Source organism: Streptosporangium sp. 'caverna' (assembly GCF_003203775.1).
GTDB lineage: Bacteria > Actinomycetota > Actinomycetes > Streptosporangiales > Streptosporangiaceae > Streptosporangium > Streptosporangium subroseum.
Genome location: NZ_CP029711.1, coordinates 9,389,942 through 9,405,760, shown reverse-complemented (window position 1 = coordinate 9,405,760; position 15,819 = coordinate 9,389,942). Strand labels below are relative to the sequence as shown.

Below are 15,819 nucleotides of genomic sequence, written 5' to 3'. Positions count from 1 at the left end.
TTCCCTGGGGCGGTACTCTTTGTGACGTGGATGTCATCCGGTTGCTCGGTATTCGCGACAGCGCGCTCTCCGTCGACGAGGTGTTCGGAGCCATCGGCGATCACGCCGCGGGCGGTTCGACGATCTTCGTGGGCACGGTGCGCGACCAGGATCACGGCAAGCCGGTCACCCTGCTCTCCTATTCGGCACACCCGAGCGCCGAGGATGAGCTGCGACGGGTGGCCGAGAAGGTCGCGGCGGACTTCCCGGTGACCGCGCTGGCCGCGGTGCACCGGGTCGGAGACCTGAGGCTCGGCGACATCGCGGTCATCGTGGCGGTCGCCTGCCCCCACCGCGGCGAGGCGTTCGAGGCCTCCCGGAGACTGATCGACGACCTCAAGAGCGAGGTCCCGATCTGGAAGAACCAGCTGTTCGCGGACGGCTCAGCCGAATGGGTCGGGGCCTGCGAATGAGACCGGCCGCGGGCCGCCTCGCCGAGCCCGTGAGGGAGACCGGGCGCGGGCCGCTGGAGCGGTGTCCGCGAGGGAGATCGGGCGTGGGCCGCGACATCGGCGGGAGGGCGGACCGCAAGGACGTCATGCCCGGCCGTACCGCATAAGCTCTACCCCATGTCCCGACGAGTGCTGACCCTCATGGTGGCGGGCTTTCTCACGCTCACACTCGCGGTTGTCGGCACCCTGCTGCCGGTGCCGTACGTCGTGCTGAGTCCCGGACCGACCGAGAACACCATCGGCGCCGTCAAGGGCAAGCCTGTCATCAGCATCGAGGGACGCCAGACCTATCCGACCACGGGCGCGCTCAGCCTCGTCACCGTGGCCTACCAGGGCGGGCCGAGCGCCAGAATCGGCCTGTTCAGCGCACTCAGGGGCTGGGTGGACCCGACCATCGCGGTCGTGCCGGAGGAGACGATCTTCCCGCCGGCGACCACCGCGAAAGAGGTCGAGGAGCAGAACACCCAGGAGATGACCGGCTCCCAGGACGACGCGACCGCGGCGGCCCTGACGGAGCTGAAGATCCCCTACAGGACGGTCGTGACCGTGGCCTCCACCGAGAAGGACCTGCCGGCCGACGGGAAGTTCAAGAGCGGCGACGAGATCGTCTCGGTGGACGGCGTGCCCGCGGAGGACCGCGAGACCGTCTCCGCCATCGTTCGCAAGCACAAGGTGGGCGAGCAGGTCACCTTCGTCATCAACCGCGGCAGCCAGAGCCAGACGGTCGCCGTCCCGACCGTCGCGGCCACCGACGGCACCCCCCTGGTGGGCATCAGCATGCAGGTCGCCTACAAGTTCCCCTTCAAGGTGACCATCAACGTCGGTGACGTCGGCGGGCCGAGCGCGGGGATGATGTTCTCCCTCGGCATCGTGGACAAGCTCACCCCCGGGGCGATGACCGGGGGCAAGTCCATCGCCGGGACCGGAACGATCACGCCTGAGGGCGACGTCGGCCCGATCGGCGGCATCCAGCAGAAGATGGTCGGCGCCCGCGACTCCGGAGCGACGGTCTTCCTCACCCCCGCCGACAACTGCGCGGAGGCGGTCAAGGCGATCCCCCGCGGACTGACCCTGGTCAAGGTCGCCACGCTCCACGAGGCGGCGCAGGCGATCGACAAGATCCGCACCGGCGGTTCCGCGCCGAGTTGCTCGGCGAGCTGACGGCCGTGGCCCGGGCCTGAACACGCCCGGTAGCCGAGGATGTTTGGCGGGAACCGTCGAGGGCGATCAAGTCTTTTAGGGTTCCGGATCGTGGATGGGGCACTCATCCGGGTTCCCATACGTTGGTACCGCTGGACCCCAGACCTGCGGGAGTTGTGGCCGGACCGTGCCCGAGAGGCCTAACGCGACCGAACCCTCGCCGGTGTAGGTTGCCAAAAACCGACCGTGCTCTTACGACAAGGGGTTGGCCTTGAGCTTCCGGACCCCCGGAGCCGGTAGGGCAATGCGCTTGCCCCGCCGGCCGCGACTGCTACTTCCTGTCGCGATCGCCCTCGTTGCGATCGTCGTCTTGTTCTTTCTCTTCGCCGGTATTTTCACCGACTACCTCTGGTACAACTCGGTTGGATACACGGCGGTCTTCTCCGGTGTGATCGTCACCCAGATCCTGCTGTTCGTCGTCGGCGCCCTGGTTATGGTCGGCGTCGTCGGCGGCAACATGCTGATGGCGTACCGAATGCGGCCGATGTTCGGTCCCGGGATGTTCGGCGGCGCCAGCGGCGCCGACCGATACCGGATGGCCCTCGACCCGCACCGGAAGCTGATCTTCCTGATCGGCGTGGCGGTGCTCGGCCTGTTCGCCGGCTCGTCGTTCTCCGGCCAGTGGAAGACCTGGCTGGAATTCATCAACGGAACGCCGTTCGGTGAGACCGACGCGCTGTTCAAGATGGACATCTCATTCTTCATGTTCACCTATCCGTTCCTGCGGATGGTGCTGAACTTCCTGTTCGTGGCGGTGGTGCTGTCCGCCATCCTGTCGGCGATCGTGCACTACCTGTACGGCGGTTTCCGGATCCAGTCCCCGGGCATGCACGCGTCTCGCGCGGCCCGGGTGCATCTGTCGGTGCTGCTCGGCATCTTCGTGCTGCTGAAGGCGGTCGCCTACTGGGTCGACAGGTACGGGCTGGTCTTCTCCGATCGGGGCTTCCGGAACGGCGCCTCGTACACGGACGTCAACGCGGTGCTTCCCGCCAAGACCATCCTGGCGATCATCGCCCTGATCTGCGCCGCCCTGTTCTTCGCCGGAGTCGTACGGTCCGGCGGCATGCTGCCCGGCGTCGGCTTCGGACTCCTGGTGCTCTCGGCCATCCTGATCGGCGGGGTCTATCCGGCCCTGGTCGAGCAGTTCCAGGTCAAGCCGAACCAGCAGGGCAAGGAGCAGGAATACATCAAATACAACATAGACGCGACTCGAAAAGCCTACGGGGTCGATAAATCCGAGGTCATCGACTACACGGCGCAGGGTGACCCGAGCAAGGTCAACGTCACCGCCGACAGCTCCATCTCCGGTGTGCGTCTGCTCGACCCGAGTCTGGTCGCCAAGACCTACCAGCAGAAGCAGCGGATTCGCGGTTACTACGACTTCCACGACCCGCTCGACGTCGACCGCTACCCGGATCCCAACGGCACGATGCGCGACACCGTCGTGACCGTGCGCGAGCTCACCGGCCCGCCGCCGGAGCAGAACAACTGGATCAACCGTCACCTCGTCTACACCCACGGCTACGGCTTCGTGGCCGCGCCCGGCAACGAGGTCGACTCCGAGGGCCTGCCCAACTTCGACGCCAAGGACATGCCGGTCACCGGAGCCCTGGTGGATCGGACGAAGCTCAAGGAGTCTCGGATCTACTTCGGCGAGGCCCCGGGCTCGACCGACTACGTCATCGTCGGAGGCACGGGGAAGCAGGAGCTCGACTACCCCGAGAGCGGCGGTACGGGCCAGAAGAACACCACCTACGACGGCAAGGGCGGAGTTCCGGTCGGTTCGTTCCTCAACCGGATGCTCTACGCCGCCAAGTACGGTGAGATCAACCTGCTGCTGTCGAGCGACGTCAACGCGAACTCCAAGATCCTTTACGATCGCAACCCGCAGGAACGCATCGCCAAGGTGGCGCCGTTCCTGAGCATGGACGACAACCCCTACCCGGCCATCGTCAACGGCAGGGTGGTCTGGATCGCCGACGCGTACACCACCTCCAACGCCTACCCGTACTCCCAGAGCAAGAGCCTGGAGGCGATGACGCGCGACACCGTCACCGACCCGCGCCTGGTGGTGCCGCAGCCGCGCGACCAGATCAACTACATGCGTAACTCGGTCAAGGCCGTGGTCGACGCCTACGACGGCACCGTCAGCCTGTACGCCTGGGACGACAAGGACCCGATCCTGCAGACCTGGCGCAAGGCCTTCCCGGGCGTCATCAAGCCGCAGACGGAGATGTCCCCCGAGCTCAGGCAGCACCTGCGCTACCCGGAGGCGCTGTTCAAGGTCCAGCGTGACGTGCTCTCCCAGTACCACATCCAGGACCCGAACGCCTTCTACAGCGGTCAGGACTTCTGGAACGTCCCGAACGACCCGTCGGGCGAGGCCGGCATCAAGCAGCCGCCGTACTACCTGTCGGTCAAGATGCCGAAGACCTCGGACCCGTCGTTCTCGCTGACCACCACGTTCGTGCCGCGCCAGGGTCCCAACCTGGCCGCGTTCATGGCCGTGGACGCCAATCCGGGACCGGACTACGGAAAGCTGCGCATCCTGCGCATGCCCTCCAACACCACGATCCCCGGCCCGGGTCAGGTGCAGAACAACTTCCAGAACAAGTTCTCCGGCGAGCTCAACCTGCTCGGTCTCGGACAGGCGAAGGTCCGCTACGGCAACCTGCTGACCCTGCCGTTCGCCGACGGTCTGGTCTATGTCGAACCGGTCTACGTGGAGATCGCCGCGGCCTCCGGCCAGGAGCCGTATCCGATCCTTCGCCGGGTCCTGGTGGCGTACGGCAGCAAGGTCGGCTCGGCGGACACGCTCAAGGGCGCGCTGGAGCAGGTCTTCGGGACCAGCGCCGGTGCCGAACCGGCCAACCCGGACACCGCCCAGCAGCCTGAGGGAGCCCAGCCTGAGGGGAACGAGTCCATCACCGAGGTGGCCAAGGTGATCGACGAGGCGCAGGCGGCGTACAACAAGGCGCAGGCGGCCCTGGCGTCCAACCCGCCCAACTGGACGGAGTACGGCGCGGCCCAGAAGGAGCTGGAGGCGGCCCTGAAGAAGCTGAAGGGCACAGCCGTACCGTCGTCGACGTCCACCGCCACCCCGGCTCCGTCGGCGACACCGGTGCCCTCCGCGACACCGTCGGTGGCGCCGACGCCACTGCCGAGTTCCTAGGAGGCTCGACGGAGCCCAGCGCTATTTGATTCGCGTCCACCGCCAAAGCCGGGTAGTCTTTAGACATACACCGACGCGGGGTGGAGCAGCTCGGTAGCTCGCTGGGCTCATAACCCAGAGGTCGCAGGTTCAAATCCTGTCCCCGCTACTAAAGGAAGTCCCGGTCTCCGAGAAATCGGAGGCCGGGACTTTTTTGTGTCCGGCCCCGGCCGGATTGCCATGGCCAGCCCGGAGGCAAGGCATCGCCCGATGCGCTCTGGGGCGGGTCCCGTGCGTGCCGGCCGTCGACATCGATCAACCGGACGATCGCCGGTCTTGCGTTCCAGAGGGCCAGGAGCTTCCGCTCCGGGCCGGAATCCGTCGGCCGTCATGGTCGCCCGCCGAGCTGACCAGGTAACCCTCGCGTTGATTTGCTGTCCGCCTGGGAAGACCGATAAGGTTTAGACATACACCGACGCGGGGTGGAGCAGCTCGGTAGCTCGCTGGGCTCATAACCCAGAGGTCGCAGGTTCAAATCCTGTCCCCGCTACCACATGAAGGCCCTGATCTCCTAGAGATCAGGGCCTTCGTCGTTTTCCTGAAACCCCCGCGTCAAGGTCGAGGCGTGGCTCCGCCGTACGTGTCCCAAAAAACCGAGGGGTAGCGTGGCTGACATGTCCGAAGGGGTCCTGCACTGGCGCGTGCGCCGGGAGTTTCTCATCCTGAAGATCGTCGCGACGCTTGTCCTCGCGGCGGTCACCGTACTGACTCTCGGTGACCTGCGCGGGGCGTTCCTGGCGGGCGCCGCGACCGTGGTCGCGGCCGTACTGGCTCTGCGCGACGTCCTCGCTCCTGTACGGCTCAGCGCCGACGGGGAGGGGCTCGTGGTGGTGAAGGGCTTCGCCGGCTCCGAGCGGTTGCCATGGAGCATGATCGAGCGGGTGCGCGTGGACACGCAGACCCGTTTCACCTCTCGCACGGAGCTTCTGGAGATCGACACCGGCGAGGGGATCTTCCTCCTCAGCCGGTTCGACCTCGGCGCCCCGTGCCAGGAGGTCGCCGACCAGCTGCGCTCGCTCCGGAGAGGCTTCTAACCCGTTCTCCAGGCGGTCAGGCTCTGACCCGGCGGTGCCGGGGGACGAACCTGGGCTCGGTACGGCGGAGCAGCTGGACCGCCTTGTAGAGAGCCCATGCGATAAGGCAGGCCCCGAAGGAGGCCTGCCCCACTCGTGCCCATGTCGGTGCGTCGATGGTCGCGAACACCACAACACCGATCCAGACAAAGCCGAAGACGCCCACGAGGGTCGTCGCAGCCCAATTCAGCCCTCGCTGCACCATGCCTGGAGTCTTACAGATCTTGGTTCAAGACCAGGTCAATGACGCGGAATGCCTCATCGCGGGAGGCTACGGCTTGTGCCCCCGCATCTCCGGGAACGGGGACCGGAGGTGGTCGCCACCGCGACAGGGGACTGCTCCAGGCAGGCCAGTAACGCGGCCGCGGTGTGGGCATCGGCCAGGATCCGATTCACCTCCTCGGTTACCGGGAGCTGGCCGCGTTTGGCGAGCTCGTCGGTGAGGAAGGTCAACGGCTCCGGATAGCCGGCCGTCTCCGCGGCGACCGTTGCCCGTGCCGCGGTGAGAAGACGCAGATAGTAAGCGCGGAGGGTCGCCTCTCGCATCCGTGCGTCTTCAAGGTCGTTCAGCAGAGACCTGGCAACCCTCAACAGGTCACCTGGATGATCGGCCTCCGCGTCGATGTGCGCGCGGATGTCGTCGAACTCCGAGCGGGTCATGGTGCTCACCTCCACGGCGGAGTCAGGATTCTGACCCTCGCGAGTACTTCGTATCCAGAGTCGGTTGCGATCGGCTTGACGTCTGGTTGCGCGCTTCGACTTCCTACGAACGTTTGAGACGCGCGAGGCTCGGGGATGGTTGGCAAGTTGTCTCTGTTACGTGAGAGTCCTGGTAGTGTTCATCTTGCAGGGCGAAGAGCCCCGGGGCCTTGAATCTCCGGGTAGGCGAACCGCCCAGCACCCCCTCTGCCCTGGTCCTGGCAAATCGGACGTGTCTGCAAAGTTGACACGAAGCGGATGTCTCGGTAGGTTTAGAGGGTTGCCCTGGAAACAGGGTAGTCGAGATCCTAACGGATTCGACGGGACAAGCGAAACGGTGTGTAAAGCGCTGGTTTTCCTTAAACCGCCTGATCCTGGTAAGATCGGAACACAGCACAACAGAACGAACGCCCCGGACGTCGGGCCCGTAACAGGGTCGGCGGAGGGTGTACGCGTCCGTTTCTTGAGAACTCAACAGTGTGTTAAAAGCCAGTGCATGATGCACAACCCCGTTCATCCCACCTACTTGGTGGGGGACGGATTCCTTTGGTTGATACATCCGCTGTCATCGTGCGCCATCTGTGGTGCGGGGTGGAGTGGGTGCTTTCAGCTGGGGTGAACTTTTTCAGACATTGTTTGGAGAGTTTGATCCTGGCTCAGGACGAACGCTGGCGGCGTGCTTAACACATGCAAGTCGAGCGGAAAGGCCCTTCGGGGTACTCGAGCGGCGAACGGGTGAGTAACACGTGAGTAACCTGCCCCCGACTCTGGGATAAGCCCGGGAAACTGGGTCTAATACCGGATATGACACCTCCTCGCATGGGGTGGGTGTGGAAAGTCTTTTCGGTGGGGGATGGACTCGCGGCCTATCAGCTTGTTGGTGGGGTAACGGCCTACCAAGGCGACGACGGGTAGCCGGCCTGAGAGGGCGACCGGCCACACTGGGACTGAGACACGGCCCAGACTCCTACGGGAGGCAGCAGTGGGGAATATTGCGCAATGGGCGAAAGCCTGACGCAGCGACGCCGCGTGGGGGATGACGGCCTTCGGGTTGTAAACCTCTTTCAGCAGGGACGAAGTTGACGTGTACCTGCAGAAGAAGCGCCGGCTAACTACGTGCCAGCAGCCGCGGTAATACGTAGGGCGCAAGCGTTGTCCGGAATTATTGGGCGTAAAGAGCTCGTAGGTGGCTTGTCACGTCGGGTGTGAAAGCTTGGGGCTTAACTCCAGGTCTGCATTCGATACGGGCTGGCTAGAGGTAGGTAGGGGAGAACGGAATTCCTGGTGTAGCGGTGAAATGCGCAGATATCAGGAGGAACACCGGTGGCGAAGGCGGTTCTCTGGGCCTTACCTGACGCTGAGGAGCGAAAGCGTGGGGAGCGAACAGGATTAGATACCCTGGTAGTCCACGCTGTAAACGTTGGGCGCTAGGTGTGGGGACCTTCCACGGTTTCCGCGCCGTAGCTAACGCATTAAGCGCCCCGCCTGGGGAGTACGGCCGCAAGGCTAAAACTCAAAGGAATTGACGGGGGCCCGCACAAGCGGCGGAGCATGTTGCTTAATTCGACGCAACGCGAAGAACCTTACCAAGGCTTGACATTGCCCGGAAACACTCAGAGATGGGTGCCTCTTCGGATCGGGTGACAGGTGGTGCATGGCTGTCGTCAGCTCGTGTCGTGAGATGTTGGGTTAAGTCCCGCAACGAGCGCAACCCTTGTTCAATGTTGCCAGCAACACCTTCGGGTGGTTGGGGACTCATTGGAGACTGCCGGGGTCAACTCGGAGGAAGGTGGGGATGACGTCAAGTCATCATGCCCCTTATGTCTTGGGCTGCAAACATGCTACAATGGCCGGTACAGAGGGCTGCGATACCGCAAGGTGGAGCGAATCCCTAAAAGCCGGTCTCAGTTCGGATTGGGGTCTGCAACTCGACCCCATGAAGTCGGAGTCGCTAGTAATCGCAGATCAGCAACGCTGCGGTGAATACGTTCCCGGGCCTTGTACACACCGCCCGTCACGTCACGAAAGTCGGCAACACCCGAAGCCCGTGGCCCAACCAGCTTGCTGGGGGGAGCGGTCGAAGGTGGGGCTGGCGATTGGGACGAAGTCGTAACAAGGTAGCCGTACCGGAAGGTGCGGCTGGATCACCTCCTTTCTAAGGAGCACTTGGCCGTGCAGCGGAAGCTGCGGGGTCTACGTCACGGTCAGGGGCGAATGTTTCCTGCGTGACACGCTCATTAGTGGAGCACTGGCTACTCGGATCGGCGGGATCGCTGACCGGCAAGTACCGCCCGCGCTCTTCGGAGCATGGGAGTGGGAACGACGGTTTGGGGGTTCATCCGTTCCGAACACACTGTTGGGTCCTGAGGAAACGGGCCGGATCGCAGGTCGCCGCCGTCGGGTGGCGATCGTGCGTCTTGCTCACCTCCCCTCTTCGTGAGGGGGGTGGGCGCCGTTGTTCCTCGTGTGCGGGACCGCTCTCCGATCACATCGGCTCACCTGTCACAGGGTGGGTGTCTGGTGGTCGGGTGGATGCGGTCGCTGTTTGTTGTTTGAGATTTGCATAGTGGACGCGAGCATCTTTGTGGCCAAGTTTTTTAGGGCACACGGTGGATGCCTTGGCATCAGGAGCCGATGAAGGACGTGGGAGGCTGCGTTAAGCCCCGGGGAGTCGCCAACCAGACTTTGATCCGGGGATGTCCGAATGGGGAAACCTAGCACCAGTCATGTGGTGTTGCCTCCGCCTGAATGTATAGGGCGGCTGGTGGTAACGCGGGGAAGTGAAACATCTCAGTACCCGTAGGAAGAGAAAACAAATAGTGATTCCGTGAGTAGTGGTGAGCGAAAGCGGATCAGGCTAAACCGTTCGCGTGTGATAGCCGGCAGGCGTTGCGCGGGCGGGGTTGTGGGACCCTCTTATGGTCTCTGCCGAGATCATGAACAGTAAGAAATCAGTGGGATAGTCGAAGCCTCTGGGAAGGGGCGCCGTAGACCGTGAGAGTCGGGTAGGCGAAATCCTGTTGACTGTTTGAGGGGATCCCAAGTAGCACGGGGCCCGAGAAATCCTGTGTGAATCTGCCAGGACCACCTGGTAAGCCTAAATACTCCCTGATGACCGATAGTGAACAAGTACCGTGAGGGAAAGGTGAAAAGCGCCCCGGTGAGGGGTCGTGAAATAGTACCTGAAACCGTGTGCCTACAAGCCGTAGGAGCGTAAACAAGGCTTGCCTTGTTTGTGATGTGACTGCGTGCCTTTTGAAGAATGAGCCTGCGAGTTATGGTGTGTGGCGAGGTTAACCCGTGTGGGGGAGCCGTAGCGAAAGCGAGTCTGAATAGGGCGCTCTTTAGTCGCATGCTGTAGACCCGAAGCGGAGTGATCTAGGCATGGGCAGGTTGAAGCGCGGGTAAGACCGCGTGGAGGACCGAACCCACCAGGGTTGAAAACCTGGGGGATGACCTGTGTTTAGGGGTGAAAGGCCAATCAAACTCCGTGATAGCTGGTTCTCCCCGAAATGCATTTAGGTGCAGCGTTGCGTGTTTCTTGCCGGAGGTAGAGCACTGGATGGCTAATGGGCCCGACAAGGTTACTGACGTCAGCCAAACTCCGAATGCCGGTAAGTGAGAGCGCAGCAGTGAGACTGCGGGGGATAAGCTCCGTAGTCGAGAGGGAAACAGCCCAGACCACCGACTAAGGCCCCTAAGCGTGTGCTAAGTGGGAAAGGATGTGGAGTCGCAGTGACAACCAGGAGGTTGGCTTAGAAGCAGCCACCCTTGAAAGAGTGCGTAATAGCTCACTGGTCAAGTGATTCCGCGCCGACAATGTAGCGGGGCTCAAGTACACCGCCGAAGTCGTGGCATTCACACAATAGCTGAGCCTTTGTGGTTTAGGTGTGTGGATGGGTAGGGGAGCGTCGTGCGGCCGGCGAAGCAGCGGAGTGATCCAGCTGTGGAGGCCGTGCGAGTGAGAATGCAGGCATGAGTAGCGAATCAGAAGTGAGAAACTTCTGCGCCGGATGACCAAGGGTTCCTGGGCCAGGCTAATCCGCCCAGGGTAAGTCGGGACCTAAGGCGAGGCCGACAGGCGTAGTCGATGGACAACGGGTTGATATTCCCGTACCCGCTACGATGCGCCAATACTGAATCCAGTGATACTAAGGGTCCTTAAGTCCCCCGCACGCACCCTTCGGGGTGTTTGGGGTGAGGCCGAACGCCTGACCTGAACTGGTAGTAGGTAAGCGATGGGGTGACGCAGGAAGGTAGCCCAGCCCAGGCGATGGTAGTCCTGGGGTAAGCATGTAGGGAGGACCGTAGGCAAATCCGCGGTCCATTGATCCTGAGATGTGATGCCGAGCCGATTGTGGCGAAGTGGGTGATCCTATGCTGCCGAGAAAAGCCTCTAGTGAGTGTCGTGGCGGCCCGTACCCCAAACCGACTCAGGTGGTCAGGTAGAGAATACCAAGGCGATCGGGTGAACTGTGGTTAAGGAACTCGGCAAATTGCCCCCGTAACTTCGGGAGAAGGGGGGCCTCCGCTGGTGATCAGACTTGCTTTGTGAGCTGGTGGGGGTCGCAGAGGCCAGGGGGAAGCGACTGTTTACTAAAAACACAGGTCCGTGCGAAGTCGTAAGACGATGTATACGGACTGACGCCTGCCCGGTGCTGGAACGTTAAGGGGACCGGTTAGCGCATCTTCGGGTGTGCGAGGCTGAGAACTTAAGCGCCAGTAAACGGCGGTGGTAACTATAACCATCCTAAGGTAGCGAAATTCCTTGTCGGGTAAGTTCCGACCTGCACGAATGGCGTAACGACTTCCCCGCTGTCTCAACCGCAGACCCGGCGAAATTGCACTACGAGTAAAGATGCTCGTTACGCGCAGCAGGACGGAAAGACCCCGGGACCTTCACTACAGCTTGACATTGGCGTTTGGAACGTCTTGTGTAGGATAGGTGGGAGACGGTGAAGCTGTCACGCTAGTGGCGGTGGAGTCATTGGTGAAATACCACTCTGGTCGTTTTGAACGTCTAACTTCGGTCCGTGATCCGGATCAGGGACAGTGTCTGGTGGGTAGTTTAACTGGGGCGGTTGCCTCCTAAAGAGTAACGGAGGCGCCCAAAGGTTCCCTCAGCCTGGTTGGTAATCAGGTGTCGAGTGTAAGTGCACAAGGGAGCTTGACTGTGAGACCGACGGGTCGAGCAGGAGCGAAAGCTGGGACTAGTGATCCGGCGGTGGCATGTGGAAGCGCCGTCGCTCAACGGCTAAAAGGTACCCCGGGGATAACAGGCTGATCTTCCCCAAGAGTCCATATCGACGGGATGGTTTGGCACCTCGATGTCGGCTCGTCGCATCCTGGGGCTGGAGTAGGTCCCAAGGGTTGGGCTGTTCGCCCATTAAAGCGGTACGCGAGCTGGGTTTAGAACGTCGCGAGACAGTTCGGTCCCTATCCGCTGCGCGCGCAGGAGACTTGAAAGGAGCTGTCCCTAGTACGAGAGGACCGGGACGGACGAACCTCTGGTGTGCCAGTTGTTCCGCCAGGAGCATGGCTGGTTGGCTACGTTCGGAAGGGATAACCGCTGAAAGCATCTAAGCGGGAAGCTCGCCTTGAGATGAGGTCTCCCACCACGAAAGTGGGTAAGGCCCCCGGGAGACGACCGGGTTGATAGGCCGGAGGTGGAAGCATGGTAACGTGTGGAGCTGACCGGTACTAATAGGCCGAGGACTTGACCACAAAGCAACAGTGCTGTGTGTGTGTGAATGTGGTTGTCGCTGCGCTCTGTATCCTCGCCGGGTCCGGAGCAGCGCGTGATCGGTTCATGGTATGCAGATTGTGTTGCCCGCGTCCACTATGTGATTCTGAAACAGCAAACACCGCTGGCGTATGCGCCGTGTGTGGTTGATTGTTTAATAGGGTTACGGCGGTTATGGCGAAGGGGAAACACCCGGTTACATTCCGAACCCGGAAGTTAAGCTCTTCAGCGCCGATGGTACTGCACCGGGGACGGTGTGGGAGAGTAGGTCACCGCCGGACAATCTTTCACGGAAAAGGGTCACCCCATGTTGGGGTGGCCCTTTTCTGCGTTCACCCACCGGCATTCACGAGGGGGGTTCTGCCACACGGCGGGGCCCCCTTTTTTGTGTTCCTTCGTGTTCCGGGGGAGGGGGTTGAACCCTCGGGGTTCGGACCCTTTTTTCGTGTTTCTTCGTGTCCGGGGAGGGGGTTGCACCTGCGGGGCGCGGACACCTTTTCCTCGTTTGCGGGGCGATCTGTCGGAGCGGTGGTAACGCGAGGGCGGTCGCCGATCACTCTTCGACCGGGATCGGTGCTTGGGCTTCGGCCATAGCCGCGGCCATGGCCGGCAGGTTCTGGTACTCCCGCCAGTGCACCGTCTTCCCATCGCGTGCCCGGAGAATTGCGATGAATGGGGAGGCCGCATGGCGGCCGGTGGCGTTAATCGTTCCGGCGAGCTCGTACTCGACGATGATCACCTCGGGGTCGGTGGTCTCATGGATGGCTACGCTGCGGACCTCTTCAATGGTGAACTGCTGGACGAAGGCGGCTCTTCCGGGGGTGGCGAAGGCGAGGAACTTCTCGCGTCCTTCGTAGCGCCGAGTGCTACCTGGCGGGGCGAAGGGCATTTCGATGACGACGTCCTCGGCCAGGTCCTCCTCGAAGTCCACACTGTTTCTGAGCCACTGTTGCCGCATGCGCTCGAAGATCTCGATGGGCCCCGGGACGACGGCGGGTTCGGTCATGGTGGATCCTTTCCTGGCGAACTCCTAAGATGAGTTAATACTCAATTTAATAATGGTGAGTCGAGACTCACTTTGTCAACGCTGTAGGAAGGCTGATCAGATGACCTCCCCGAAGTCCTCCCCGGAGGCGACGAGCGATCCCGCCGGCGCCAGGCCGTTGCGTGCCGATGCTCGGCGCAATCGAGAGCGCATCCTCGCCGCGGCCGAGGCGGTCTTCGCGGAGAAGGGCCCGTCGGCGTCGACCGACGAGGTCGCCGCTCGTGCGGGAGTGGCCATAGGAACGGTCTTCAAGCACTTCCCCACCAAGCAGGCCCTGTTGCAGGCCATCATGAAGGACCTCCTTGCACGGCTCACCCAGGAGGTGGACACGCTCGCCACCGACGATGCGCCCGGTGAGGCGCTCTTCACCTTCATCACCCGGATGGTCGAGCAGGCGGCGCAGAAGAGGACCGTCGTCGGCCTCTTGGCGGAGGCGGGCATCGATCTCCAGGTCGCCGACTCGGTGCAGTTGCTGCGCGAGGGGATCGAAGCGCTTCTGACCCGCTCTCAGCGGGCCGGTACCGTCCGCGAGGACATTCACCTCGATGAGGTGATCGCCCTGCTCACAGGCGTCTGTCAGGGCGCTCTACACGCCGGCTGGGGCCGCGATCTGCAACGCCGTACCCTTGCCATCGTCTTTGAGGGCCTCCGCCCGTTCGGAGCCCGTGGAGGCGCGGTCAGGACCTATTCCTGAAGCGTGGGCTCATACCTCGCGCGATCAGGCGTCTGGAGTGGCCTGGAGCAGGGGTTCGATCCGGTAGGGAACCTGGACGGACAGGGCGATCGTGGTGTCCGTGCGCTGGACCGCGGGGGAGGCCAGGATGCGGGCGATGATCTCCTGAAGGTCCGGGGTGCTGCGGGCGACCACCCGGCAGAGCAGGTCGGACTGGCCGCTGGTGCCGTAGACCTCGAGGATCTCCGGCAGGGACTCCAGGATCTGCACCGCCTCGGTCAGGCGGCCCTGGGCGATCTGCAGGGAGACGAAGGCCAGGATCGGGTAGCCGGCGCCCTCGGGAGTGACCGTGGGGCCGAAGTCGGCGATGACGCCGCGGGCGATCATCTTCTCGACACGGGCCTGCACGGTGCCTCGCGCCACGCCGAGCAGGCGGGCCAGCTCGGTGAGACCGATGCGCGGGTGGGCGCGCATGGTCACCAGGAGACGGCTGTCCAGCTTGTCGAGAGGCATCGCACCAGACTAGGCGATACGACCAGCCCGAAGGTGGTGCATCTCCGTTCCTCTGGGCAAATCGTGCAGTGAAACTGCGCGCTCTTGCCATCGAATCGAGAAATTGCTGTCATTCCATGCATGTTCGAGGAAGCGCAGTACTTCGCACCGACGGCGACCCGTGACGACGGCACGATCGAGGTTGAACTCGCCAAGAGCCATCCCGGTTTCGCCGACCCGGTCTACCGGGCCCGCCGCAATGCGATCGCCGCGCTCGCGGTGAGCCACGTGCCCGGCTCTCCCATCCCGACGGCCGAGTACACCGATCAGGAGCACGAGGTATGGGCGCTGGTCAGCGAGGCGCTGGCGATCAAGCACCGTAAATACGCGACCGCCGAATACCTGGAGGCGGCCGAGCGGCTGAGGCTGCCCGCGGAGCGGATTCCCCAGCTTCAGGAGGTCGGCGACCTGCTGGAGCCGTTGACCGGGTTCCGCTATCTCCCGGCGGCCGGCCTGGTGCCGCTCAGGGACTTCTACGGTGTACTGGCGGACGGGCTCTTCTATTCCACGCAGTACATCCGGCACCATTCCACGCCGCTCTACACGCCTGAGCCGGACGTGATCCACGAGGTGATCGGGCACGCCAACGCGCTCGCCTCCGACCGCTACTCGCGGCTCTACCGGCTGGCCGGGAACGCGGCGCGAAGGGTCGAGAGCAAGCAGGCGCTGGAGTTCATCTCGAAGATCTTCTGGTTCACGCTGGAGTTCGGCGTGATGACGGACCAGGGAGACCTGCGGGCGTACGGCGCGGGCATCCTGTCCTCCTACGGGGAGATCGAGGAGTTTCGCGGCATGGACATCAGGCCGCTGGATCTTGTCGCCATGGGAACCACTCACTACGACATCACGAAATATCAGGATGTGCTCTTCAGGGCGGACTCGCTGGAGCATCTCGAAGACGTGGTCGGGGGGTTCTGGGCGACGTGCGATGACGAGATCATCGCCAAACTGGTCGCCGACGTTCGTTAGGAGCAGGCCTTCCGGCCCCGAATACCACCGGCCTGTGCAAGCCGAAGGGCGGTCAGGCGCATCCTGGCCGCCTTCCGGGGCGAGCAAGGATGCGCGAAGGACGCACGCTGCCAGACCTCGTTGATCAGCTGAATCTCTGTGTGCGTTGCCAGGTCCTGCCGAC

General features: G+C 62.9%; 10 protein-coding genes, 2 tRNA genes and 3 rRNA genes. 11 read left to right on the top strand and 4 right to left on the bottom strand.

Annotation, left to right across the window (positions count from 1 at the left end; translation table 11 throughout):
• The first annotated feature begins 26 nt into the window (after window positions 1-26).
• From DKM19_RS40390 to DKM19_RS40365, 6 genes are all read left to right on the top strand, one after another.
• Window positions 27-452 carry a molybdenum cofactor biosynthesis protein MoaE gene (locus DKM19_RS40390; protein ID WP_110703393.1) on the top strand — a complete coding sequence of 142 codons (426 nt, stop codon included), beginning with the start codon at window positions 27-29 and terminating at the stop codon, window positions 450-452.
• A 156-nt stretch (window positions 453-608) separates the two neighbouring features.
• A complete protein-coding gene (locus DKM19_RS40385; protein ID WP_110703390.1) occupies window positions 609-1,652 on the top strand; it encodes a PDZ domain-containing protein in 1,044 nt (347 codons plus the stop codon).
• Window positions 1,653-1,935: 283 nt separating this feature from the next.
• A complete protein-coding gene (locus tag DKM19_RS40380) occupies window positions 1,936-4,863 on the top strand; it encodes a UPF0182 family protein (RefSeq protein ID WP_239513852.1) in 2,928 nt (975 codons plus the stop codon).
• 74 nt (window positions 4,864-4,937) lie between these two features.
• Window positions 4,938-5,011, top strand: a tRNA-Met gene (locus DKM19_RS40375).
• A gap of 307 nt (window positions 5,012-5,318) precedes the next feature.
• A tRNA-Met gene (locus tag DKM19_RS40370) sits at window positions 5,319-5,395 on the top strand.
• Between the two features lie 121 nt (window positions 5,396-5,516).
• The gene (locus DKM19_RS40365; RefSeq protein ID WP_110703387.1) at window positions 5,517-5,936 is read left to right on the top strand and encodes a PH domain-containing protein; all 420 of its coding nucleotides are present in this window, start codon (window positions 5,517-5,519) and stop codon (window positions 5,934-5,936) included.
• Between the two features lie 16 nt (window positions 5,937-5,952).
• Here the strand turns inward: DKM19_RS40365 and DKM19_RS40360 are convergent, their stop codons facing one another.
• Both DKM19_RS40360 and DKM19_RS40355 read right to left on the bottom strand, forming a co-directional pair.
• Window positions 5,953-6,180, bottom strand: coding sequence for a hypothetical protein (locus tag DKM19_RS40360; RefSeq protein WP_110703384.1), 228 nt, complete (start codon window positions 6,178-6,180; stop codon window positions 5,953-5,955).
• Between the two features lie 53 nt (window positions 6,181-6,233).
• Entirely contained in the window at window positions 6,234-6,635 is a 402-nt protein-coding gene (locus DKM19_RS40355) for a hypothetical protein (RefSeq protein WP_110706331.1), read from the bottom strand.
• A gap of 672 nt (window positions 6,636-7,307) precedes the next feature.
• On the opposite strand from DKM19_RS40355, the gene DKM19_RS40350 reads away from it, so the two are divergent.
• The 3 genes from DKM19_RS40350 to rrf all read left to right on the top strand — a co-directional run bounded on the left by DKM19_RS40350 (window position 7,308) and on the right by rrf (window position 12,698).
• A 16S ribosomal RNA gene (locus DKM19_RS40350) occupies window positions 7,308-8,829 on the top strand.
• A 431-nt stretch (window positions 8,830-9,260) separates the two neighbouring features.
• Window positions 9,261-12,398: ribosomal RNA gene (locus DKM19_RS40345) — 23S ribosomal RNA — on the top strand.
• Between the two features lie 183 nt (window positions 12,399-12,581).
• Window positions 12,582-12,698 (top strand): 5S ribosomal RNA (rrf, locus tag DKM19_RS40340).
• Together the 16S, 23S and 5S rRNA genes form the textbook arrangement of a ribosomal RNA operon.
• Window positions 12,699-12,970: 272 nt before the next feature.
• On the opposite strand, the gene DKM19_RS40335 is transcribed toward rrf, so the two are convergent.
• Window positions 12,971-13,423 (bottom strand): nuclear transport factor 2 family protein, encoded by a 453-nt coding sequence (locus DKM19_RS40335; RefSeq protein ID WP_110703382.1) that lies wholly within the window; start codon window positions 13,421-13,423, stop codon window positions 12,971-12,973.
• A 100-nt stretch (window positions 13,424-13,523) separates the two neighbouring features.
• On the opposite strand from DKM19_RS40335, the gene DKM19_RS40330 reads away from it, so the two are divergent.
• Window positions 13,524-14,156: a TetR/AcrR family transcriptional regulator gene (locus DKM19_RS40330; protein ID WP_110703379.1), complete on the top strand. Its 633-nt coding sequence runs from the start codon at window positions 13,524-13,526 to the stop codon at window positions 14,154-14,156.
• Window positions 14,157-14,180: 24 nt separating this feature from the next.
• Here the strand turns inward: DKM19_RS40330 and DKM19_RS40325 are convergent, their stop codons facing one another.
• Window positions 14,181-14,648, bottom strand: a complete 468-nt coding sequence (locus DKM19_RS40325) for an Lrp/AsnC family transcriptional regulator (RefSeq protein WP_110703376.1) — start codon at window positions 14,646-14,648, stop codon at window positions 14,181-14,183.
• Between the two features lie 120 nt (window positions 14,649-14,768).
• Here DKM19_RS40325 and DKM19_RS40320 point away from each other — a divergent pair, with 120 nt between their 5' ends.
• On the top strand, window positions 14,769-15,656 hold the full coding sequence (locus tag DKM19_RS40320) for a phenylalanine 4-monooxygenase (protein ID WP_110703373.1): 888 nt from the start codon (window positions 14,769-14,771) through the stop codon (window positions 15,654-15,656).
• Window positions 15,657-15,819: the final 163 nt, after the last annotated feature.